This window comes from Microbacterium sp. nov. GSS16 (assembly GCF_028198145.1).
Taxonomy (GTDB): domain Bacteria; phylum Actinomycetota; class Actinomycetes; order Actinomycetales; family Microbacteriaceae; genus Microbacterium.
Map to the genome: position 1 here is coordinate 1,885,956 of NZ_CP116338.1, position 20,391 is coordinate 1,906,346.

Sequence of the window (20,391 nt, forward strand, 5' to 3'; positions counted from 1 at the left end):
GCGGTCAGCCCTCGACCGTGACCTCGCCGATGTTGCCGTCGAGCCCGAGATGCACGGCCGGCCAGTACCCGTCGGGGAAGTGCCGCCCGCAGGAGTCGGTGAAGTGCAGCACGGTCGCGTCATCGGTGATCTCGAGGGTGTCGAGCACGAGATCGGCGGATCCCGTCTCCAGCTCGTCTGGCGAGGGCTCGCCGTCGCTGAAGTGAGTGATGATCGCATCGGATGCCCGGCGGCGGATGCCGTCGAGGTCGGCCACGACCGCGTGGACGCGAGGGATGAGGCTGCCCACCTGGTCGACATCGGCCCCGTCGATCATCAGCTCGAGTTCGCGACCGTCGATCGTCAGCGCGCCCGAATACCAGTCGTGCGTGACGACGTCGCCATCGTCGAGCGTCGTCTCGGCGCGGGAGAGGGTGCCGAGTTGCGGGTCTTCGATGGCCGCGTGCTGGGTGCTCATGCGGTTACCGTAGCGCCGAAGCGGCCGGCGATCAGTCGGCCAGACCGCGCGTCACGAGTACTCGTCCTGCGGTCAGCGTCGGACCGAGCTCGAATCCAGCCGCGAGGAAGGTGGAGACGGTGCCGTGGTAGAGGTCGTTCGACCGGTGGGAGCCGGTGGAGGTGTCGACCGGGTACGCCTCGAGCAGGCGTGCGCCGGACTCGCGCGCGTAGTCGAGAGCGGATGCCAGCAGCCGGCCGTTCAGCCCCTGCCCGCGGTGCTCCCTGCGCACCACGAAGCAGGTCACCGCCCAGACGGAGTCGTCGTCGAGCGGTTCGGCGGTCGCGGCGGCGATGGCTCGGGTGTGCAGGATGCGCTGCTGCACGGTGCGTGGTCCGACGCGGATCCATCCGGCAGCCTCATCGTCGACGTAGGCGATGAGGCCAGGGGGAGGGCCGGCCGCGATCTCGGCCTGGAGCATGTCGCGTCGCTCGTCGAGCGTCGTCGTCTGCCAGACCTTGTTGCGCACGACGGGCCAGATGCATTGGCAGCTGCGCCCGTCGCCGCCGCCCGAGAGTGCATGCTGAACGTCGTCCCAGCGGGGGCTCGTCGCCGGTTCGATGGTGATCGTCGCCATGTCGGCACGCTACGCGGGGGCGCGGACATCGGCAACCGCCGCGTCGACGGGTGGTGCGCCACGCCCGGCGGTGCCGGTTCGCGGTGGCCGAATCGTTCGGCTACGATAGTGGAGTTGCCCGCGCTTCGGTGCGGACTGCCACGGGCTGTGGCGCAGCTTGGTAGCGCACTTGACTGGGGGTCAAGGGGTCGCAGGTTCAAATCCTGTCAGCCCGACGTAGACGTAGACGTAGAAATGACGAAAGGGCCGGATCCGCCAGGATCCCGCCCTTTCGTCATTTCTGCTCGCGCCCGTGAAGCGGGGCCACACGCCGCTCTACTATGGCCCGATGCGAATGCTCCTCACGTATTCGCGATCCGGCATAGGAGTCGACCGTCATATCGTCTGGCCAGTGGCGGCGTCACGCACTGCGGCCCGCTCGCGTCGCGGCAGAGCCTCTCGGGCTCGTGCGTTCACCTCCCCGCTCAGCTCGCGCAGGAGCGCTCGATGCTCGGGAGCCGTCTCGGCGAGCGCGGCGAGGCACTTCTGAACACGGATGAGGACTTCGACGAATCCGGCGCCGTCTCGAGCGAGAGGCCGAAAGGCATCGGTGAGGAGGTCGCGCGTCTGCGCGCGTGGCATCCAGACGCGATCGTGGTCGATCTGCGAGGCGTGATCGGTGTCGGTCGTGAACGCCCTGCTGAAGACTCGCTGCAGGGCGGCGGTCACCTCGATCGCGGTTCCGGGGTCGTTGGTTCCAGGTGACAGGGCGCGGCTGCCGATCTCGGCGAGAGCGATGACGCCCAAGCGGGGGTCCTGTTCGTAGTCGCGGTGGCGTCCGAGAGTGAACGCGGCCGAAAGCTGGTCGCGCAGCGACTGCGAGGGTGGCACGCTCACATGAGCCAGCGGATGCAGGGCGTCGGCGATGGTGCCGGGCGTCGCTGCGACGTAGACCTCGCAGTCGTGCTCATGCGCCAGAGCGTCGAGTCGTGCGACGTCGATCGCGAGCACGTAACGAGCGTCGGTGACGGCGATGGGGAAACTGGCCGCAGGCACGCGTGTGAGCTCGCGGGCGCCGAGCGTCGGGCGGCGCATGTGGGCGATCAGCGCCGAGGCCGCAGCATCTTCGACCCGGTCGATGACGTCGGCCATTCGCCCGAACCGGGCGAGGTGACCGATCCAGCGCAGCAGGGTGATCACGACGACGCCGATGACCACCAACGTGCCGAAGAACAGGATCGTGCGGCCCTGTTCGGTGTAATACCCCGTGGACAGGGCGATTATCCCGACGAGGGCGAACACGAACGCGCCGGTGAACGTCGAGAGCGCCGTCTGCGAGGTCGGGTCGGCGATGAGCAGCTTGGTCGACCGCGGCGTGGCGATCGTCGTCGCCGACGAGTATGCGGTCACCATCGCGGTGATGGAAAAGGTCGTCGCGGTGAGCATCGCGGTTGCGATGATCTGCAGGATCGAGTCGACCGAATTCTGGCCGAGCTCCACCGTCACTTCGAACGGGATCCAGGCGCCGACGACGCCGGCCGCCAACGCGAACAGCACCGCGACCACGGTGAACGCGATCGCCCTGGCCCATACGGTGCGCAGCGCGCGCTGCGCGTGAACCAGAAGACTCCCGCCAGAGGTGCTCGCCATGCGCCTCATTCAACACGGTCGAACGCGCCGTCGTGACCGCGCCGCACCGCGATGTCGTCAGCCGACCAGCAGGGCGTCTCTGCATCGAGTCAGAAGCTCATGAAGACGAGCGCGCTCCACAGGCTCGACCTGCGCGGTCATGGCCTGAACGACCGAGGAGACCTCGTCATGCGCGCGGGCGAGGAGCGGCTCTGCGGCGGCGCTCAGAACCACGCCCCGCTCTCGCCGGGGCCCTGGATGGGTCGAACGCGTCACCAGCCCGCGCTTCTCCAGGCCCTGCAGAAGCACGTTCATCGACTGGCGGGAGACGAACGCCCGTCGGGCAAGCTCGGAACCGGTGATGCCCGGGGTGCTCTGCAGTGCGGTCAAGCACGCGTACTGCGGCACGCTCAGCGAGAGCGGGCGAAGCCGGTCATCCATCCGCTGATTCAACAGCGACTGCGTCTCCTTGATCAGCACGCCCAGCGCCTCCGGGCTTCGGTCCGATGCATCCATGTCAATAGTTTGACACATGACTACGCGGAGTGTCAGCATATTGACACATGGCCATCGAACAGAACAGGAGCTCGCTCATGGCAGCAACCACCTCCGGACCCGATTTCGTCTCGTTCCAGGTACGAGATCGGGCGGCCTCCGCGAAGTTCTACCAGGAGCTCGTCGGACTCACCCCGCTCCCGGGCTTGAACCCCGCCGCGACCGTGTTCTCCGCAGGAGATGTCGCGTTCGCTGTCCGCGACCCGTTCCCAGGTGTGGAACTCGATGCGATCCCTCAGCTCGGCGCAGGCATCGGCGTCTGGTTCCACAGCGCCGACGCGGCGGGCGTGCATGCACGACTGGTCGATGCGGGAGTCGAGGTCGTGCAGGAGCCAATCGGGGGGCCGTTCGGCCTGCAGTTCTCCTTTCGTGATCCCGATGGCTATGTCGTCACCGTTCACGCCGGCGGCTGAGTGCCGTGAGGCGAGCGCCCGTCAGGGCGTCACCAGCACCGAGATCACGTTGCCGGCCGGGTCCGTGAACCATGCGATCTCCGGGCCCGACGCGCCGTCCGGGCCCATCCGTGCGATTCCCTTCTCGTCAGTGCCGAAGTCGGGGTCGGTGTAGATCTTGGTGACCACACCGCGGGCGTTCAGATCATCGACGGCGGCATCGATGTCAGCCACCTCGAAGTTCAGAACGGTGTACGTCGCCGGCACATGGTCCGGCTTGTCGTACACGAGGATCGAGCCGCCCTGCGGCAGACCGATCTCGAGGAAGCCCATCGGGTTGCTCGAGACCGGCATGCCGAGCGTCTCGCCGTAGAACGTGCGGGCGACGTCGAGATCGTCGACGCTGAAGCCGCTGAAGACCCGCTCGGGGTCGAATGCGCTCATGAGGCAATGGTGCGCTCGCCGCCGGCGCATTTCCACTGCTTCTGCGACCGCTGCGCGCGACCGCCGACATCAGACGCGATCCACCGCCGACCGGTCGTCGACCCGCGTCTTCCTGAGGCTCGCGACCGTCGCCACCGCGATCGTGCCCGCGATGAACAGCAGTGACAGCCAGATCGGGATCTCGGGGATCACGGTGATCGGCTCGCCGCCGTTGATGAACGGCAGCTCGTTCTTGTGCAACGCGTGGATGAGCAGCTTCACGCCGATGAAGGCGAGGATCACCGCGAGTCCCTGGGCGAGGTACACGAGGCGCTCGAGCAGGCCGCCGATCAGGAAGAAGAGCTGCCGCAGTCCCATCAGGGCGAACACGTTGGCGGTGAAGACGAGGTACGCCTCCTCGGTCAGCCCGTAGATCGCGGGGATGGAGTCGACGGCGAAGATGAGGTCGACGAAGCCGATGGCGACGATGGTCAGCAGCATCGGCGTCACCCACCGGCGGCCGTCCTTGCGCACGGTCAGCTTGTCTTGGTGGTACTCGTCCGTCACCGGCAGATGCCTGCGGACGAAGCGCATGAACCGGCCGTCGACGACGTTCGAGTCGCCGTGTGAGAACGCCTGGTGCCAGGCGAGCACGAGCAGCAGTGCTCCGAATAGGTAGAAGACCCAGGTGAAGTTCTCGATCAGCGCTGCACCGACCGCGATGAAGACGCCGCGCAGGATGAGCGCGATCACGATGCCGATCATCAGCACCTTCTGCTGATAGATCTTCGGCACGGCGAAGCTCGACATCACCAGCAGGAACACGAAGAGATTGTCGACCGACAGTGCCTTCTCGGTCAGGTAGCCCGCGAAGTATTCACCGCCGAACGTCCATCCTGAGACCACACCCACGCCGACACCGAACACCAGCGCGAGGGCGATGTAGAACGCCGACCAGCGCGCTGATTCGGCGATCGTCGGCTCGTGTGGTTTGCGGACATGCGTGAAGAACTCGTAGATGAAGAAGGCGACGGTCACCGCGACCGTGATCATCCAGACGAGGGGGCTGACTTCCAAGGGGTCTCCTGACCTGAGGCGAACGAATCGACGCCAAGGTCTTCTCCATTCCCGAATCGGGAACCGGTGGACCGGGATGCGAATGCATCCGTGGTGACGACCCACCGCGCGGGAGTACTCCCCTTGCGGTGACCAGTGTAACGGCTCCCGCAATGCATCTTGAATGCCCTCCTCACACCCTGCGATCCTCACCTGCGAGACGACGAAGTTCGATAAGAGGAGTGTCAATGGAGATCTCACGACGCGGATTCCTGGTGGCGGGCGCAGCCTTCGGCAGCGCCGCACTGATCGCAGGCGGTGCGCAGCCGGCCGTGGCATCCGCTCCGCGCCCGGCGGGTGCTCTCGATCCGGCGGATGTCGAGGCGCGCGCTCTCGCGCTGTCGCCGCCTGTCTTCCTGCTCGAGACCCACGTGCCGCGCCAGTTCTCGACCGGCAAGGGAAGCGCGATCTCGATCAGCGCCGAGCGCGGCAAGGTGGGCGCCCACAGCCTGAAGTGGCAGCACGCGCCCGGCGGCGTGCTCACCATCAAAGAGCCGCTGCGGTATCAGGCCAGCCGCTACACCGCGGGCATGGACCAAGCGCTGATGGGCACCGTCGACACCTTCTCGATGTGGGTTTACAACGCAGAGCCCACCACCGATCGCCTGCGCGTCGAGTTCGGCCGCGGCGCGACCACCGACACGGCCTTCGAGTTCGGGCTCGACTTCACCGGCTGGCGCACCTGCTGGGTGCGCCTGGGCTATGACACCGAGGGCACCCCGCATCAGGCGATGAACCGGGTGCGCTTCATCGCGCCGCGGCGTTCGGGCACCCTGTTCATCGACCAAGTGGTGCTCAACACCGAGATGCGTCCCGACCACCCGACACCCGACCGGCAGGCCCCGTTCGTGCAGCCCGAGATCGCCGAGGCCGACAACCGGCACTGGCTCGACCTGATGCGCTTCGATGACGACCTCGCCGCGGCATCCTTCCCGCCTGCCGAAGGGAGCGGCGATCTCGCCGGCATCTGTGCCGCGCTGCTGAAGTCCGCGACGGTAGCAGCCGACGTGACCACCGCCGGGCTCGCGAAGGCGAAGGAGCAGGTCGCCGAGCTGGGCGTACCCGAACGGGCATCCGGAATCCCCGCCGCACCGGGCTCGTACATCAACGGCTACCAGTCGGCGATCCTCCCGGCTGAGATCCGCGCCGACGTGATGACTCTCGCATCGGCGGTGGCACTGCGCGCGTACGGCACCCGGATGCGCGCGATCGCCGCGGCGTCGGCGAAGGCGCGCAGCGCCGGGGCCGCGACGTCGGCAGAGTTCGACGAGCTCTACCTGCGCATGTACGCCCACCTCGAGGACCAGGGATTCGCGAAGGGCAGCGCGCAGGGCACGATCCACCACATCGGGTACCAGTACCGCGAGGCAGCCGACTCGTTCCTCGTCGCGCAGCCGCTGCTCGCCGAAGCCGGGCTGTGGCGGCGCGCCATGGACAACCTCGCCTGGTTCGTCGGGCTGGGCCGGCTCACGCACGACTTCAGCGACCCGGCCAAATACGGCGGCATCATCGACGTGCAGAACACCCTGCTGAAGCCGATGGCGATCTGCGCCGTCGGCGCCGAGACCGACGACGAGAAGTGCCGGCTGCTGGCCGCCCTCACCCGCTTCACCGAGCGCTCGCTGAGCACCTCGCCCGGGATCGAGGGCGGGCTCAAGCCCGACGGCACGATCTTCCACCACATGGGCCCCTACCCGGACTACGGCCGTGACGCACTGGTCGGGATGGCTCCGGTCGTGGCGCTGCTGCACGGCACCGCCTTCGGCCTCAGCGCGCCCGCCCGCGCGTCGCTGCGTCGGGCGCTGCTCACCCAGCGCCTGCACGCCAACACCACGCAGTGGCCGATCGCGCTCACCGGTCGCCACCCCGACGGTGAGCAGGGGCTCTCGCTGAATCCGTTCGCCGCGCTCGCGGCGACGCCGATGCCGGGGGAGGGTGGCGCATTCGACCCGATGGTCGGAGCGGCGTTCCTGCGGCTGCTGCCGCCCAACCCCTCCGCCGCGCAGCGCAGCCTCGCCGCCGATCTGCGTGAGGCGGGAATCGAGGCCGAGCCCGCGCCGAACGGACACTGGGCCCTGGGCTATGCCGCCTGCGGACTCCATCGCCGTGATGAATGGCTGGTCGCGTTGCGCGGGCACAACCGCTACCTGTGGTCGAGCGAGATCTACGCCACGGACAATCTCTACGGCCGCTACCTCGCTTACGCGTCGGTCGAGGTGCTCGCGCGCGCCGACGGCACCGGGCAGATCACGCATCCTGCGAACGGGTATGTGCACCCCGGCTGGGACTGGAACCGCATCCCCGGCGCGACGACCAAGCACCTGCCCTGGGAGCTGCTCAAGGGCGACCTGAGCGACACGATCGAGATCATGCCCTTGACCCGCTCGGCGTTCGGCGGGGCCGGTTCGTTCCAGGGCGAGCACGGCATCTTCGGGATGCACCTGATCGAGCATCCGAAGTTCGACCCCACCCACACGGCAAAGGTGTCGCGATTCAGCTTCGACGACGTCATCGTGTGTCTGGGCAGCGACATCGCGAACGACGACCCACAGCACAGCACCGAGACCACGCTGTTCCAGGTCGCCGTGCCGACCGCCGACGGCACCGACGACGCGACGCAGCTGACCCGGCCCACCGGTGTCGTCGACCCGCTCGGGAACGGCTTCCACCTGCCCGCCGGGCAGCGACTGCGGCGCATCAGTGCGGTGCAGACCGCACCCGACGAGAAGGACACCACGACGGCATCCGTTCCCTACGCCACCGCGCTGATCGACCACGGCACGGCGCCCACGGGCGCCGGATACGAGTACGCCCTGCTCGTGGGCGCGGGGGAGCAGCGCACGGCAGACTTCACGAAGCGGATGGGCTCGGACGATGCACCCTACGCGGTCGTGCGCAAAGACGCCACGGCGCACGTGGTGCACCATCGAGACACCGGCATCACCGGGGCCGTCGTCTTCGCGAATGCAACGGGCATCGACGAGACCATCACCGCCGTGGACGCGGCGTGCCTGCTGATGTGGCGGAGCGAGCATCAGACGCTCACCTTGTCGGTGACCGACCCCGACCTGCACCTGTACGAGGGGGACGACCCCGACCAGTTCGCCCCCGACGGCACTTACGTCGGCGCCAACACGAGCTACTCCCGGCCATGGCGGCGCAGCGCCAGTGCGCCGTCTCGGGTGAGCATCACCGTGCAGGGGCGGTGGTCGTGCGACGCGGACGACGTGATGGTGATGCTCGCGGGCGACACGACGAGGGTCACCGTGACCTGCCGCGACGGCGCCTCGCGGGATCTCACCATGACCGCCATCGGGTGAGAGCCGGCGAGGGTGCGTCGTTGGGGATGCGGTGAACCGCGGCGACACACTCGGCTCGGCGTCGGTGGGATACTGGCGGCATCATGACGACGACGATGCTGCTGCTCGCCGACACGCACGTCCCGGCGCGGGCGAGACGACTGCCGCGCGCTGTGCTCGACGCGATCGACGTCGCGGACGTCGTGGTGCACGCGGGGGACTGGGTCGACATCGCCACCCTCGATCTCATCGAGTCGAGATCCCGAGATTTCCACGGCGTCTACGGCAACAACGACGGGCCCGAGCATCGCGAGCGGCTCCCTGAGATCGCGCGCTTCACCGTCGGGAACCTGCGCTTCGCGGTCATCCATGAGACGGGCCCGGCGGCGAAGCGCGAGCAGCGCATGGATCAGGCGTTCAGCGACACCGACGTGCTGGTATTCGGGCACTCGCACATCCCGTGGGACACCGTCACGCCAGGCGGCCTGCGTCTGCTCAATCCCGGGTCGCCGACCGATCGGCGCCGTCAGCCGGCGTGCACGATGATGAGCGTGCGCATCGACGGGGAAGCGCTCGACGTCACGCTGATCCCGGTGAACCGCGACGAGTGAACCGGGTGAACTGCTGAGAGCGCGGCGAACCATATCGCCGCGGGTTATTCCGGGAGAATGGTCGCCGGAACTCGTCCTCGCCGAATAGGCTCCAAGAAGCGGAGCTTTCTCGAGCCGCTCCGCATCTGTTTCGCGCTTCCGGGGGATGGTCACACCCGCGTCTCTCCTGCGCGGGTGATAGGCGGACCGATGAGTGGACAAGCTCTGCTGACAGTACCGGTGATCGGCGTGCGCGCCGCGCACATCCGAGCGGAAGACCCGCCGGTCCGGAGGGAAGGCGCGGTGCCCCGGCTCACGTGGGTGCTGTGCGCCGCGCTGCTGCTCTGCGGGTGCATCCTTGTGTCGGCGGCGACCACGACCGACGCGGACTGGTGGCGACTGTACTTCAGCAGGCTCGGCATGATGGGCGACTTCTCCAGCTTCGCGTTCAACGGAGGGCTCGTCGCGAGCGGGGCGATCATCGCCGGCTCGTCGTGGATGCTGCGGATCCGCCTGACCGGAGTGATGCCGCACTCGTGGCGTTCACGGGTCGCGATGCGTGTGATGCCCCCGGCGATCGCCGGCCTCGGCATCAGCCTGCTCGCGATCGGCGCCTACCCGCTGTCGGTCGACCCGATCGCCCACGAGCGGGCCACCAACGGCGCGGTGCTCTCGTTCGCTTTCCTGCTGCTCTCGCACCGTGTTCTGCTCTGGCAGCTCGAAGGAACGCTCCGCCGAGCCACGATCATCAGCGGCGTCACGATGATCATCGCGCTCGCCGCGTTGAAGGCCGAGGTCATCTCGCTCACGGTCTTCGAGGCGATCGCCTTCGCGATCATCCTGTGGTGGGTGCACCTGCTCGAGCAGATCGCCCACCGTCACGCCTCTCCCGCCCCGTCCGACGGGTCGATGTGGTCGCGGCGCCGGCGCCGGCGCCGCGCCGAGACGGATGCCCGGCCCGCGGCCATCCGTCGGCGTGCAGGCGCCGCGAGGGTCCGTCGTCAGGATCGCGCGGAACGTCTCGCGCGTGCGACGACGATGCCGCGCCGCGACGTCTCGAACCCATCGAGCATCTCGCGCAGCTCATCAGCGCCGACGTCGGCGCCGAAGGCGTCGGCACCCGGCTCGAGCATGATGCCGGATGCCAGTGGGCCGGCGATCACCGGATCGAAACCGAGGTCGTCGATCAGTCGCGACACGACATCGAGATCGTCGGCTGCATCCCCGGCGATCGCGATGGCCTTGCGCCCCGGTGCTCCGGCTGGGCGAGCCTCGTCCTCCATGTCGTGGTACCCCATGTGCCCCAGCCCCTTCACGACGCGCGCGCCCGCGAGGTGCCGCTGAACGAGCTCGCTGGTCGAGGTGCGCGGGTCATCGAGGTCGGGCCGGTCCCCGTCGGCACCCCACCAGTAGTTCATGGCGTCGACGACCAGCATCCCGCGCATCAGCTCCGCCGGCAGCGTGCGGTACCGGCCGAGCGGCAGCGCCAGCACCACGACGTCCGACATCGCGACCAGGTCGGAGACGCTCATCGCCTCGGCTCCGATCGCGGCGATCGCGCGGGCGATGGGAGCGGGATCGCCCGAACGCGCGACGACCACCCGGTATCCGGCATCCACCGCGAGCGCTGCCAGCACACGCCCCAGCCGGCCGGCGCCGATGATGCCGAGCGTCCGGATCGGCGAGGTGACAGTCACCCCGTCATCGTACGGCGGCCCGCTCGGGCGCCGGCGCGGCGTGCTCAGTGGTCGCGCAGCATGTCGATGAGCTCGGCCTTGCGCTTGCCGGAGTAGCCCTCGATGCCGAGCTCCTTCGCGCGCTTCTTCAGCTCCTCGACCGTCCAGTCGTCGTAGTCACCGGATCTGCCTCCCCGGCGACCGACGGCTGAGCGACCGTCGCGGGCGGCCGCGTTCGAGATGCGTGCCGCCTTCTCCTTCGATGCGCCGTCATCGCGCAGCTTCTCGTACAGCTCTTCGTCCTTGAGCTCTGGCTGGTTCGGCATCGCCGCCTCCTCGGATCTTCGGACGTCGCGGTCCGCGACTGGGGACGACCGTACGCGCGACACTGCGGCAGTCGAACGGCCTTGACACGCCGACGGAGGCGGCCTATCCGCGCACCTTCGACAACCGCCGGCCGCTCAACCCCAGGCGGCTTCGTCGATGCCCGGCGGATGCTCGCCCGCGGTCTGCGGATGCTCGCGGATGTGGCCCACCTCGCGCGAGTCACGGGCCGCGTTGAAGAGCTTGATCAGACGGCCCGCTCCCACAGCTCCACCGGCCCGGGCACGACGGTGAACAGCGGGTGTGCCGTGGGCGTCGTCGCTCGCCATCGCACCGCATCCGCCGGACTGCGCTGGGTGAGCTTCGCGCCCAGGTGCTGCCACTCCAGCATCAGCTGGCCGTCGGTGACCGGGATGACCTCCACCGGCGATCGGGGCGTGATGATCCGCCCACGGTCGAAGCGGTAGCCACGGGCATCCGCTTCATCCGCGACCGAAGACAGGTACGCTCCGACCGACGCGAGCGGCTCGGCCTGCGCGCGGAACCGCTCGAGCTGGGGATGCCTGGTGTATCCCTTCGTGCGCCCCGCGAGAACCGCCTGAGCGAGCAGCGTCTCGCGCCAGCAGGCGACGAGAGCCGCTCGATCGAGGTGAGCGGGGTGCAACGACCAGATCCTCACCCGCGGCCCGGCTCCTCCGTGCGGACGGCGCTGACGGCCTGCTCGTCGTCCCGGTCGGCAGTCGGCTCGGCATCGCGGCGGCTGAGCTTCGACGGCCACCAGATCGCCCTGCCGATGTCGTAGCTGAGCGCCGGCACGAGCAGCGAGCGCACGACGAACGTGTCGAGCAGCACGCCGAAGGCGACGATGAACGCCAGCTGCACGAGGAACAGGATGGGGATCACCGACAGCGCCGCGAACGTCGCCGCCAGCACGAGCCCGGCGGAGGTGATCACACCGCCCGTCACCGCGAGCCCGCGCAGGATGCCCTCGCGTGTGCCGTGACGCGTCGACTCCTCGCGCACCCGGGTCATCAGGAAGATGTTGTAGTCGATGCCCAGAGCGACCAGGAACACGAAGCCGAACAGCGGCACCGCCGGGTCGGCCCCCGGGAACCGGAAGACGCCGTTGAACAGCAGCGCAGCCACGCCCATCGCCGAACCGAACGACAGCACCGTGGTGAGGATCAGCAGCACGGGTGCGAGCACCGCGCGCAGCAGCAGCATGAGGATCACCAGGATCACGCCGAGGATGACGGGGATGATCAGGTTGCGATCGTGGATCGAGGCGGTGTTCGTGTCGACGGCCGTCGCGGTGACGCCGCCGATCTTGGCTCCGGTCTCGTCGAGCTCGGCGCGCAGCCGGTCGACCGTCGCCTCGGCATCCGCCGAGTCGGCAGCGTCGGTGAGGGTGCCCTGCAGCAGCACACGCCCGTCGATGACCGTCGGCTCCGGCGCGGCGGTTCCCGGAGGGCCGAAGGCGGTGATGCCGTCCTCGGTGACCGGGGCGCTGCCCGACGGCGAGTCCTCCGCGGTCACGCTGACACCGTCGACGCCGTCGTCGGAGAGCAGCACGTCGGCAGCATCCTGCAGCCGGTCCTCGTCGACGAGCACGTACGCGGGGCTGCCGGATCCGCCCGGGAAGTGCTCGCCGAGCACCTTCTGGCCGTCGCGGGCCTCGGAGGCGCCGAGCACGAGATCGGACTGCGGCACGCCCTTGGCGTCCAGCTGCACGAGGCCCACCGCGGCGATCGCCAGCACGATCGCCGTCGAGATCCAGATGAGGCGCGGGCGAGTGCGGATGCCGCGCGCGAGCCTCGGCCACAGTCCGCGTCCCTCCAGCGGGCTCGCGTCGGCCACCCGCTCGGGCTCGTACTTCGGGCGCTTGGGCCAGAACGCGGCCCGGCCGAACAGGCCGAGCAGGGCGGGAAGCAGAGTGAGTGCGGCCAGCATCGCGAAGACGATGCCGATCGCGGCCACCGGACCGAGCGTGCTGTTCGACTTCAGGTCGCTCAGCAGCAGGCACAGCAGGCCGGCGATCACCGTGCCGCCGGAGGCGAGGATCGGCTCGAACGAGCCGCGCCAGGCCGCCGCGACCGCCGTCCACCTGTTCTCGGTGATGTGCAGCTCTTCGCGGAAGCGCGCGACCATCAGCAGCGAGTAGTCGGTCGCGGCGCCGATGACGAGGATGAAGAGGATGCCCTGCGTCTGACCGCTCAGCAGCAGGATGCCGAACTTCGCCGCCCACCACACGGCCAGCAGAGCCACGCACAGCGCGAACAGGCTGGTGCTGAGCACGACGAGGGGAAGCAGCAGTGAGCGGTACACGATCACGAGGATGACGAGCACGGCGGCGAGAGCGACGAGCAGCAGGATGCCGTCGATGCCGGCGAATCCGGCGACGAGGTCGGCGGTGAAGCCGGCAGGTCCTGTGATGTACACGTCGATGCCGTCGGGCACGCTTTCGCGCAGGTCGGCCGAGAGCGCGCCGGAGATCTCGCCGATGTCGGCGTCGGCGTCGATGGGCACGAACGCCTGGGCGGCGAGTGCGTCGTCGGAGACGATCACGGGGGAGGAGCCGTCCTTCACGCCCTCGGCGGTCGTCGCCTTCTCGAGCGCGGATGCCAGGTCGTCCCGCAGCGCGTCATCGATCTCGTCGTCGGAGTCGAAGACCACCACCGCCGGGATCGAATCGGAGCCGAGGAAATCGTCGAGAGCGGATTGCACCTCTGTCGCGTCGGCCGATTCGGGCAGGTAGGCCGTGCGGTCGTTCGAGGAGACCTCGTCGATCTTGCCGAACAGCGGTCCGCCGAGGCCGGCGCCGGTGAGCCAGAGGAGGATGAGCGCGGCCGAGATCAGCACGCGCAACAGCGTCTTCGGCTTCTTCTGCTGCTGCTGCTGGCGGAGCTGCGCTCGCGTGTTCATCGGGGTCCTCTCGTCAGAGCAACGGTACCGGGCAGGAGAAAGGTCGCCGGAGGACTTGACAGGCCTAGCATGAGGGCATGCAGAGAACACTCGTCATCGCGGCATCCGCGCCGGTGCCGAGGGGGAATCGCGTCGAGATCGCGCAGGCGGTCGACGGGACGGTGATCGCCGTGCGCGACCTCGACCGGAGCATCCAGTACGAGGTGCGCGACGTCGCGCAGGAGCAGGTCGATGTCTGGCGGGCCGTCGTGCGCGACTGCCGCGTCACCGAGTCGATCCGCCACCCGCACACGACTCTCGTCGTCGGATTCTCGGACGCGGTCTCAGCCGCAGAGGAGGCGCTCAGCGAGGCGGATGCCGCGGCCGCGGCGGCCAAGGCGGAGTCGGACCGCTGGGGCGGCGCCGACAAGCCGCCCGCCGAGGTGCCGGAGCGGTTCTGGTGATCGCCGGCTCGGCGCGGATCGCGGACTGACGCTCAGCGGAAGTCGCGGGAGCGGTGCGCGAGGCCGGTGCGCAGGTCTTCGAACGCGTCGGCGAGCACGTTCGTGACACCCTCCGGGGAGCGCTCCAGGAGCCCTCGGACGATGAGCGCGGGGGAGTCGCGGGCCACCCGGCGATAGCGGGCCCAGACCCCCGTCGAGCAGATGACGTTCACCAGCCCGTGCTCGTCCTCCAGGTTCAGGAAGGTGACGCCGCTGGCCGTCGCCGGACGCTGCCGGTGCGTGACCACTCCGGCGACCTCGATGCGCCGCCCGGTCTCGTGAGTGCGCAGCCGGGCGGAGGTGAGCACGCCCCGCTCGTCGAGCGCGGCCCGCAGGTGCGACATCGGATGATCGTCGATCGAGACGCCCGTCGCCCACAGGTCGGCCGCCAGGCGCTCGTACCCCGACTGGTCGGAGAACAGCGGCGGCTGCACCGACAGGGCGGTGCCGGGCAGGAAGCGCGCCCGGTCTTCGGCGGCGGCACCGGCGAGCCAGATGGCCTCACGTCTGCTGAGCCCCAGGCACTCGAAGGCTCCGGCTGTGGCCAGCGCCTCGATCTGCGCCGTCGTGGCGTCGGTGCGGCGCACCAGATCATGCAGGTCGCGGAACGGCCCGTGCTCGTCACGTGCCGCCACGATCCGCTCGGCGAGCTTCACGCCGATCCCGCGCACCCCCGACAGGCCGAGTCGCACGGCGAACCGGCCGTCGCGTCGGTGCGCGGCCGACTCGTCCGGGGCGGAGATGTCGAACCGCAGGGGAGCCGGCTGATCGAATGACGCGCAGGAATCCCGCCCGGTGGGCCCCGGCCCGCCGCCCGGTCCTGAACTGCCGACCGACCCGGTTCCGGCGTCCGGCCCGGTTCCGGCATCCGGCCCGGTTCCGCTGTCCGGCCCGGTTCCGGCATCCGGACCCGCGTCGATCGGCTCCAGGCCGTCCATCACGCCGGACGCGTGCAGGTCGGGCCTGCGCACCTGCACGCCGTGATGGCGGGCGTCCGCCGTGAGGGAGGCCGCCGAGTAGAACCCCATCGGCTGCGCCCGCAGCAGCCCTGCCAGGAACGCCGCCGGATAGTGCAGCTTGATCCATGAGCTGGCGTAGACGAGCAGCGCGAACGACAGCGAATGCGACTCGGCGAAGCCGAAGTTCGAGAAGGCCTGGATCTGCGCATAGATCCGATCCGAGACCTCCGCGCTCAGACCCCGCCGACCCATCCCGGCGTACAGCTTCGCCCTGACCTTCTCGATCTTCTCCAGACCGCGCTTCGAACCCATCGCCCGGCGCAGCAGATCCGCCTCGTCGGCGGTGCAGTCGCCGATCGCGGTGGCCATCTGGATCAGCTGCTCCTGGAAGATCGGCACGCCCAGCGTGCGCTTCAGGATCGGCTCCAGGTCGCGGTGCGGGTAGGGGATGTCGAAGGGCACAGGCTGTTCGCCCCGGCGCACGCGCTCGCGGTTCTCGGCATCCACCCTGTCTTTCTCGAGCTTGCGACGCACGAACGGATGCACCGCACCGCCCTGGATGGGCCCTGGCCGGATGAGGGCGATCTGGATGGCGAGGTCGTAGAAGCAGCGCGGCTGCAGCCGGGGCAGCAGACCCATCTGCGCCCGCGACTCGACCTGGAACACCCCGATCGAATCGGCCCGGCAGAGCATGTCGTACACCCCCGGCTCTTCCTTGGGGATCGTCTCGAGCGTCCAGTGCTCCCCGGTGGACGCACGGATGAGATCGAAGCAGTGCTGGAGAGCGGCGAGCATCCCGAGTCCCAGCAGGTCGAACTTCACCAGCCCCATCGAGGCCGCGTCGTCCTTGTCCCACTGGATCACCGTGCGCTTCTCCATGCGGGCGTGCTCGACCGGCACCACCTCGCCCACCGGACGATCGGTGAGCACCATCCCGCCGGAATGGATGCCGAGATGCCGCGGCGCTCGCAGCAGGTCATCGGCATAGCCCAGCACGTCATCGGGGATGTCGTGACCCTCCACCGGCTGCAGCCCCGAGCTCCACCCGTCGACCTGCTTCGACCAGGCATCCTGCTGACCGGGGGAGTATCCCAGTGCCCGCGCCATGTCGCGCACGGCGTTCTTCGGGCGGTACTGGATCACGTTCGCGACCTGGGCGGCGCGCTCGCGGCCGTAGGTCTCGTACACCCACTGGATGATCTCCTCACGGCGGTCGGAATCGAAATCCACGTCGATGTCGGGCTCCTCGGTGCGGGTGGTGGCGAGGAAGCGCTCGAACGGCAGTCCGTACAGGATCGGATCGACCGCGGTGATGCCCAGCAGATAGCAGACCGCGCTCGCCGCGGCCGACCCCCGGCCCTGGCACAGGATGCCGCGCCGTCTGGCCTCCTGCACGATGCCGTGCACGATGAGGAAGTAGCCGGGGAAGTCCTTCTCTTCGATGACGTCGAGTTCGCGCTCGATCCGCGCCCACCCCGCTGCGTCGATACGCGGGTACCGCTCGGGCACCGCCTGCCGGACGAGGCGGCGCAGCCAGGTCATCGGCGTGTGTCCGTCCGGCACCTCCTGCTTCGGCAGCGCAGGGCGTGCGGATCGCAGCGGGAAGGCGCACTCGGCGGCGAGCCGCAGCCCGTGCTCGATCGCCCCCGGATAGCGGCGGAACCGGGCGGACATCTCGGCGCCGCTGCGCAGATGCGCCCCGCCGTGCGCGGGCAGCCAGCCGTCGAGGTCGTCCATGCTGCGCACCGCCCGCACCGCGGCCACAGCCTCGGCCAGCCGCGCCGTCTCGGGTGAGGCGTAGTGCGCATTGCTCGTCGCCACCACGGGCAGCCGCAGGCGCGCGGCGAGCTCGGCGAGGGCATCGTTGCGGCGGGTGTCGAGCGGGTCGCCGTGATCGAACAGCTCGACCGCCACCCGATCGTGCCCGAACAGATCGACGAGCCGCCGCAGCGGCGTCTCCGCATCGCCGAGCTCCAGCCCGCGGCGCACGGCTCCCTTGCGGCATCCGGTCAGCACCGTCCAGTGCCCGTCCGCCCGCGCGGCGAGCTCTTCGAGATCGTAGACCGGACGGCCCTTCTCGCCGCCGCGCAGCTGGGCGGCCGAGATGGCGCCGGAGAGGCGGTGATAGCCCTCGGTGCCGCGAGCCAGCACGAGCAGGTGATCGCCCTCCGGATCGGGAGTGCCGGCCCGTGCACGGGAGCGGGTGCGAGCCGGGTTCTCGGCGATGCCGAGCGAGAGCTCGGCGCCGTACACGGTCTGCACCCCGGCATCCATCGCCTCGGCCACCTCTGCGAAGCGGGACGCCCCGTAGAAGCCGTCGTGATCGGTGATCGCGAGGGCGCTGAGGCCGAGGCGCTCGGCCTCGGCGAGCAGGTCTTCGGGAGAGGAGGCGCCGTCGAGGAACGAGTACCACGAGTGCGCATGCAGCTCGGCGTAGGGCACGGCATCAGCCGGCCGCTGCACCTCGAGGTGAGCCGTCGTGCGGCGACGCCGGCTCACCGGACCTGGATCGGCTCGAGGGCGCACCGGTTCGCTCTGCACCGGAGCAGGACGCTGCAGATCGAGGGTGCGCTCGAGCTGATGCCACGTCTGGCCGGGATTATTGTGCCAGTTCATCAGCGGTACCGGCCCTCCGCCCACCAGCCGTCCGCCGAGTGGAACACCAGCCAGGCGCGGTGCCCGGCATCGAGCAGCTGGAAGCGGTGCCCGGAGCGGGCGCGCTCGGCATCCCACCGGTGCTCGTGCACCGGCCACGGACCCGCCCAGCCCACCACCTCGCTGTCTTCGATCAACGCGGGCGGTGTCGACAGGGCGCCGCGCTCGTCGATGCGGATCTCGGCGCCCTCCGCGCCGCTCACCCGCACCGGGCGCATCGGCGTGTACACCTCGGTCGGCAGCGGATCGGGCAGGTGGCCGGGCCAGGGCTGCGAGGGATCGCGCTGCACGAGCGGTCGCTCGCCCCACGGCGTGAGCACCTGACGGTCGGCCAGCATGCGCCCGCCCGACATCGCGGCCGTGCTCACCCCGCGATGTCCGAGCAGCGTCTGCACGCGCGAGACGGCATGGTGCAGCCGCTCGTCGGTGCCCGAGCCGAACAGACCGGGCTGATGATGGGCGGCGTCATCGACTGCGACCGGGGCGAGCCGCACCCCGACGATGCCGCGGAAGGCGTGAGCGGCATCGTCGGGCGCGTCATCGACGATCGTCTCGAGCTGCCAGCGCACCCGATCGACCAGGTCGCCGGCATCGAAGCAGGTCGGATGCAGCCAGGTGCGCGAGAACACCGCGCCGTCGTCGTCGGTGAGGTCGATGCGCACCTCGGTGCACACGGCCGAGACGTCGGCGAGCGCGAGCAGCACGGCATCCGCCGTCTGCCGCACGGCGAAGGCGATCTGATCGGACTGTCCGAGCGGGGTCTCGAACTGCACCTCGCGTGTTAGCTGCGGGTCGGGCGGCCGCGGGGTGATCGGTCGGGAGTCGGCTCCGGATGCCAGGTCGTGCAGGCGCGCGCCGTGCTCGCCGAAGCGCGAGCGCACCGAGAGGGCATCGAGGGCCGCGAACTCGCCGAGCGTCGACACTCCCAGTCGCCGCAGCAGGTCGGCGAGCTCGGACTCGCCGAGCGCGTGCAGAGGAAGCGGGGCGAGGAATCGGCGGGACGCCCCCGGCGGGATCACCGCCCAGGGGTCGATCCCGTCACCACCGGGGGGAGCGGCCCGAGCGGCGAGCTCGGCGGTGAACATCCCGTCGCCCACGCCGATGCGCACTTCGCCAAATCCGGCATCCGAGAGCATCCGCACCAGCGCGGCCGCAGCCCCCTCCTCCCCGTCGTGGTAGCGCGAGATGCCCCGCGAGCGCAGCGCGGCGAGCCCGGGGCGCAGCAGGTGCGCGCCGGGTGCGTGCGCCTCGATCAGCCGCAGCACGGGCAGGAAGGCGCGCTCGTCTGCGGTCTCGTCGTGCGGCAGCATGCGCAGCGACGGCAGGCTGCTCTGCGCCTGCCGCTTGCGCTGCCCGACCCGCACACCGTGCGCTCTGGCGGAGTCGGTGCAGGCCGAGACGACGCCGGCGCGCACGAGGGCGGTGGGCGGATGCGGGGGTGCGGTGCCCAGCGCGGCGCGCAGCGGCCAGTCGGGGAACCACAGCACGTGCACGCGCATCGTCTCACTCGGCGTGGAGGCGTCGATGCTCATGACGCCACCGCCCAGCTCGGGTGCGTCGGCAGCGCCTCGCGCGGATCGAGCGCGGGCTCGGCCGCGGTGTCGATACGGCCCAGGTCATCGGGCAGGCGCACGCGCAGGCTCTTCGGCACCGGCGTGGAGCGGGTCTGCGCGGTGACGGTGACCGTGCGATCCGACAGCAGCCCCCACCCCTCGCCGAGCCCCTCCCAGTGCGGGTCGTGCAGCGTGATCAGACCCTCGCCCTGCGGCCAGGGGGATGTGGTGAGCAGCGTGCAGCCGCGGTCGCGCAGTCGCGCCGCGAGGCGAGCGGCATCGGCATCCCGCACGCGGGAGCCGGGATTCATCGCGATCAGCGGCACGACCTCGGCCAGCGCCGAGACGACGGCGAGCCAGCGCTCGCCCGGCTCGGGTACGAGGATCAGCCGTGACAGATCGATGCCGAAGGCGGTCGCCGCCTCGAGCCCGAGCGTGGGCATGCCCACCGCAGCGCACCAGCCGCCACGCTGGGAGAGCGCGCTCATCAGCGCGAAGATCAGGCTCGGCGAGGGCGACACCGAGTACACGGTGCCCGTCTGCAGCCCGCCCTGGGGCAGCAGATCCTGCAGCGCGGCAGGCATCGGCAGATGCGCGTCGTCGCTGCGGCGGCGCTGCATGCGTCCGATCTCGCGGCGCAGGCGCAGAATGTCCCCTGCCCGTTCGTCGGCGGGGGAGAGTGCCGCGGTCGTTCTGATCCCCATGCATCCATCCTCGAATAGATCTTCGAACACTTCAAGTCGTCCTGCGAGGCTAATTCGGAC

Annotated in this window: 18 protein-coding genes, 1 tRNA gene and 1 pseudogene; 6 read left to right on the plus strand and 14 right to left on the minus strand. The window is 69.7% G+C overall.

Annotation, left to right across the window (positions count from 1 at the left end; genetic code table 11):
* Positions 1-4: 4 nt before the first annotated feature.
* Together PGB26_RS08975 and PGB26_RS08980 are read right to left on the minus strand one after the other, a co-directional pair.
* Positions 5-457, minus strand: a complete 453-nt coding sequence (locus PGB26_RS08975) for a hypothetical protein (RefSeq protein ID WP_271637292.1) — start codon at positions 455-457, stop codon at positions 5-7.
* Between the two features lie 31 nt (positions 458-488).
* The gene (locus tag PGB26_RS08980; protein WP_271637293.1) at positions 489-1,073 is read right to left on the minus strand and encodes a GNAT family N-acetyltransferase; all 585 of its coding nucleotides are present in this window, start codon (positions 1,071-1,073) and stop codon (positions 489-491) included.
* Between the two features lie 141 nt (positions 1,074-1,214).
* Here PGB26_RS08980 and PGB26_RS08985 point away from each other — a divergent pair.
* Positions 1,215-1,288 (plus strand) — tRNA-Pro (locus tag PGB26_RS08985).
* Positions 1,289-1,448: 160 nt separating this feature from the next.
* On the opposite strand, the gene PGB26_RS08990 is transcribed toward PGB26_RS08985, so the two are convergent.
* Positions 1,449-2,702, minus strand: coding sequence for a DUF2254 domain-containing protein (locus tag PGB26_RS08990; protein WP_271637294.1), 1,254 nt, complete (start codon positions 2,700-2,702; stop codon positions 1,449-1,451).
* A 57-nt stretch (positions 2,703-2,759) separates the two neighbouring features.
* A complete protein-coding gene (locus tag PGB26_RS08995) occupies positions 2,760-3,161 on the minus strand; it encodes a MarR family winged helix-turn-helix transcriptional regulator (RefSeq protein ID WP_271637295.1) in 402 nt (133 codons plus the stop codon).
* A gap of 113 nt (positions 3,162-3,274) precedes the next feature.
* Here PGB26_RS08995 and PGB26_RS09000 point away from each other — a divergent pair, with 113 nt between their 5' ends.
* Entirely contained in the window at positions 3,275-3,649 is a 375-nt protein-coding gene (locus PGB26_RS09000; RefSeq protein WP_271637296.1) for a VOC family protein, read from the plus strand.
* 21 nt (positions 3,650-3,670) lie between these two features.
* Here the strand turns inward: PGB26_RS09000 and PGB26_RS09005 are convergent, their stop codons facing one another.
* Both PGB26_RS09005 and PGB26_RS09010 read right to left on the minus strand, forming a co-directional pair.
* Complete coding sequence (locus tag PGB26_RS09005; protein WP_110554963.1) at positions 3,671-4,072, minus strand: VOC family protein; 402 nt, start codon at positions 4,070-4,072, stop codon at positions 3,671-3,673.
* 69 nt (positions 4,073-4,141) lie between these two features.
* Complete coding sequence (locus tag PGB26_RS09010) at positions 4,142-5,128, minus strand: TerC family protein (RefSeq protein WP_271637297.1); 987 nt, start codon at positions 5,126-5,128, stop codon at positions 4,142-4,144.
* A 227-nt stretch (positions 5,129-5,355) separates the two neighbouring features.
* On the opposite strand from PGB26_RS09010, the gene PGB26_RS09015 reads away from it, so the two are divergent.
* The 3 genes and pseudogenes from PGB26_RS09015 to PGB26_RS13910 form a co-directional block, all read left to right on the plus strand.
* A complete protein-coding gene (locus PGB26_RS09015; RefSeq protein ID WP_271637298.1) occupies positions 5,356-8,487 on the plus strand; it encodes a chondroitinase family polysaccharide lyase in 3,132 nt (1,043 codons plus the stop codon).
* A gap of 83 nt (positions 8,488-8,570) precedes the next feature.
* Positions 8,571-9,077: a metallophosphoesterase family protein gene (locus PGB26_RS09020; protein ID WP_271637299.1), complete on the plus strand. Its 507-nt coding sequence runs from the start codon at positions 8,571-8,573 to the stop codon at positions 9,075-9,077.
* A 189-nt stretch (positions 9,078-9,266) separates the two neighbouring features.
* A pseudogene (locus PGB26_RS13910) lies at positions 9,267-9,854 on the plus strand (DUF998 domain-containing protein); the annotation flags it as partial.
* 203 nt (positions 9,855-10,057) lie between these two features.
* Here PGB26_RS13910 and PGB26_RS09030 read toward each other — a convergent pair.
* The 5 genes from PGB26_RS09030 to PGB26_RS09050 all read right to left on the minus strand — a co-directional run bounded on the left by PGB26_RS09030 (position 10,058) and on the right by PGB26_RS09050 (position 13,978).
* Complete coding sequence (locus PGB26_RS09030) at positions 10,058-10,753, minus strand: NADPH-dependent F420 reductase (RefSeq protein ID WP_271637301.1); 696 nt, start codon at positions 10,751-10,753, stop codon at positions 10,058-10,060.
* 44 nt (positions 10,754-10,797) lie between these two features.
* Positions 10,798-11,058, minus strand: a complete 261-nt coding sequence (locus PGB26_RS09035) for a DUF7218 family protein (protein ID WP_271637302.1) — start codon at positions 11,056-11,058, stop codon at positions 10,798-10,800.
* Between the two features lie 135 nt (positions 11,059-11,193).
* On the minus strand, positions 11,194-11,322 hold the full coding sequence (locus PGB26_RS09040) for a hypothetical protein (RefSeq protein WP_271637303.1): 129 nt from the start codon (positions 11,320-11,322) through the stop codon (positions 11,194-11,196).
* The gene (locus PGB26_RS09045) at positions 11,304-11,735 is read right to left on the minus strand and encodes a pyrimidine dimer DNA glycosylase/endonuclease V (RefSeq protein ID WP_271637304.1); all 432 of its coding nucleotides are present in this window, start codon (positions 11,733-11,735) and stop codon (positions 11,304-11,306) included. Before PGB26_RS09045 ends, PGB26_RS09040 begins: the two co-directional genes overlap by 19 nt.
* The gene (locus tag PGB26_RS09050) at positions 11,732-13,978 is read right to left on the minus strand and encodes an MMPL family transporter (protein ID WP_271637305.1); all 2,247 of its coding nucleotides are present in this window, start codon (positions 13,976-13,978) and stop codon (positions 11,732-11,734) included. Before PGB26_RS09050 ends, PGB26_RS09045 begins: the two co-directional genes overlap by 4 nt.
* A gap of 77 nt (positions 13,979-14,055) precedes the next feature.
* On the opposite strand from PGB26_RS09050, the gene PGB26_RS09055 reads away from it, so the two are divergent.
* On the plus strand, positions 14,056-14,421 hold the full coding sequence (locus tag PGB26_RS09055; RefSeq protein ID WP_271637306.1) for a hypothetical protein: 366 nt from the start codon (positions 14,056-14,058) through the stop codon (positions 14,419-14,421).
* A 32-nt stretch (positions 14,422-14,453) separates the two neighbouring features.
* Here PGB26_RS09055 and PGB26_RS09060 read toward each other — a convergent pair whose 3' ends face one another.
* From PGB26_RS09060 to PGB26_RS09070, 3 genes are read right to left on the minus strand one after another with little or no spacing between them, the layout of a single operon-like run.
* Positions 14,454-18,035: an error-prone DNA polymerase gene (locus tag PGB26_RS09060; RefSeq protein WP_271637307.1), complete on the minus strand. Its 3,582-nt coding sequence runs from the start codon at positions 18,033-18,035 to the stop codon at positions 14,454-14,456.
* On the minus strand, positions 18,035-19,606 hold the full coding sequence (locus PGB26_RS09065; RefSeq protein WP_271637308.1) for a DNA polymerase Y family protein: 1,572 nt from the start codon (positions 19,604-19,606) through the stop codon (positions 18,035-18,037). The genes PGB26_RS09060 and PGB26_RS09065 overlap by 1 nt, the downstream gene beginning before the upstream one ends.
* Positions 19,603-20,331: a hypothetical protein gene (locus tag PGB26_RS09070; RefSeq protein ID WP_271637309.1), complete on the minus strand. Its 729-nt coding sequence runs from the start codon at positions 20,329-20,331 to the stop codon at positions 19,603-19,605. The genes PGB26_RS09065 and PGB26_RS09070 overlap by 4 nt, the downstream gene beginning before the upstream one ends.
* Positions 20,332-20,391: the final 60 nt, after the last annotated feature.

Coding starts and splice junctions, on each gene's coding strand:
- PGB26_RS08975 (WP_271637292.1), bottom strand. CDS start 457: ATGAGCACCCAGCACGCGGCCATCGAAGACCCGCAACTCGGCACCCTC.
- PGB26_RS08980 (WP_271637293.1), bottom strand. CDS start 1,073: ATGGCGACGATCACCATCGAACCGGCGACGAGCCCCCGCTGGGACGAC.
- PGB26_RS08990 (WP_271637294.1), bottom strand. CDS start 2,702: ATGGCGAGCACCTCTGGCGGGAGTCTTCTGGTTCACGCGCAGCGCGCG.
- PGB26_RS09000 (WP_271637296.1), top strand. CDS start 3,275: ATGGCAGCAACCACCTCCGGACCCGATTTCGTCTCGTTCCAGGTACGA.
- PGB26_RS09005 (WP_110554963.1), bottom strand. CDS start 4,072: ATGAGCGCATTCGACCCCGAGCGGGTCTTCAGCGGCTTCAGCGTCGAC.
- PGB26_RS09015 (WP_271637298.1), top strand. CDS start 5,356: ATGGAGATCTCACGACGCGGATTCCTGGTGGCGGGCGCAGCCTTCGGC.
- PGB26_RS09020 (WP_271637299.1), top strand. CDS start 8,571: ATGACGACGACGATGCTGCTGCTCGCCGACACGCACGTCCCGGCGCGG.
- PGB26_RS09035 (WP_271637302.1), bottom strand. CDS start 11,058: ATGCCGAACCAGCCAGAGCTCAAGGACGAAGAGCTGTACGAGAAGCTG.
- PGB26_RS09050 (WP_271637305.1), bottom strand. CDS start 13,978: ATGAACACGCGAGCGCAGCTCCGCCAGCAGCAGCAGCAGAAGAAGCCG.
- PGB26_RS09055 (WP_271637306.1), top strand. CDS start 14,056: ATGCAGAGAACACTCGTCATCGCGGCATCCGCGCCGGTGCCGAGGGGG.
- PGB26_RS09060 (WP_271637307.1), bottom strand. CDS start 18,035: ATGAACTGGCACAATAATCCCGGCCAGACGTGGCATCAGCTCGAGCGC.
- PGB26_RS09065 (WP_271637308.1), bottom strand. CDS start 19,606: ATGAGCATCGACGCCTCCACGCCGAGTGAGACGATGCGCGTGCACGTG.
- PGB26_RS09070 (WP_271637309.1), bottom strand. CDS start 20,331: ATGGGGATCAGAACGACCGCGGCACTCTCCCCCGCCGACGAACGGGCA.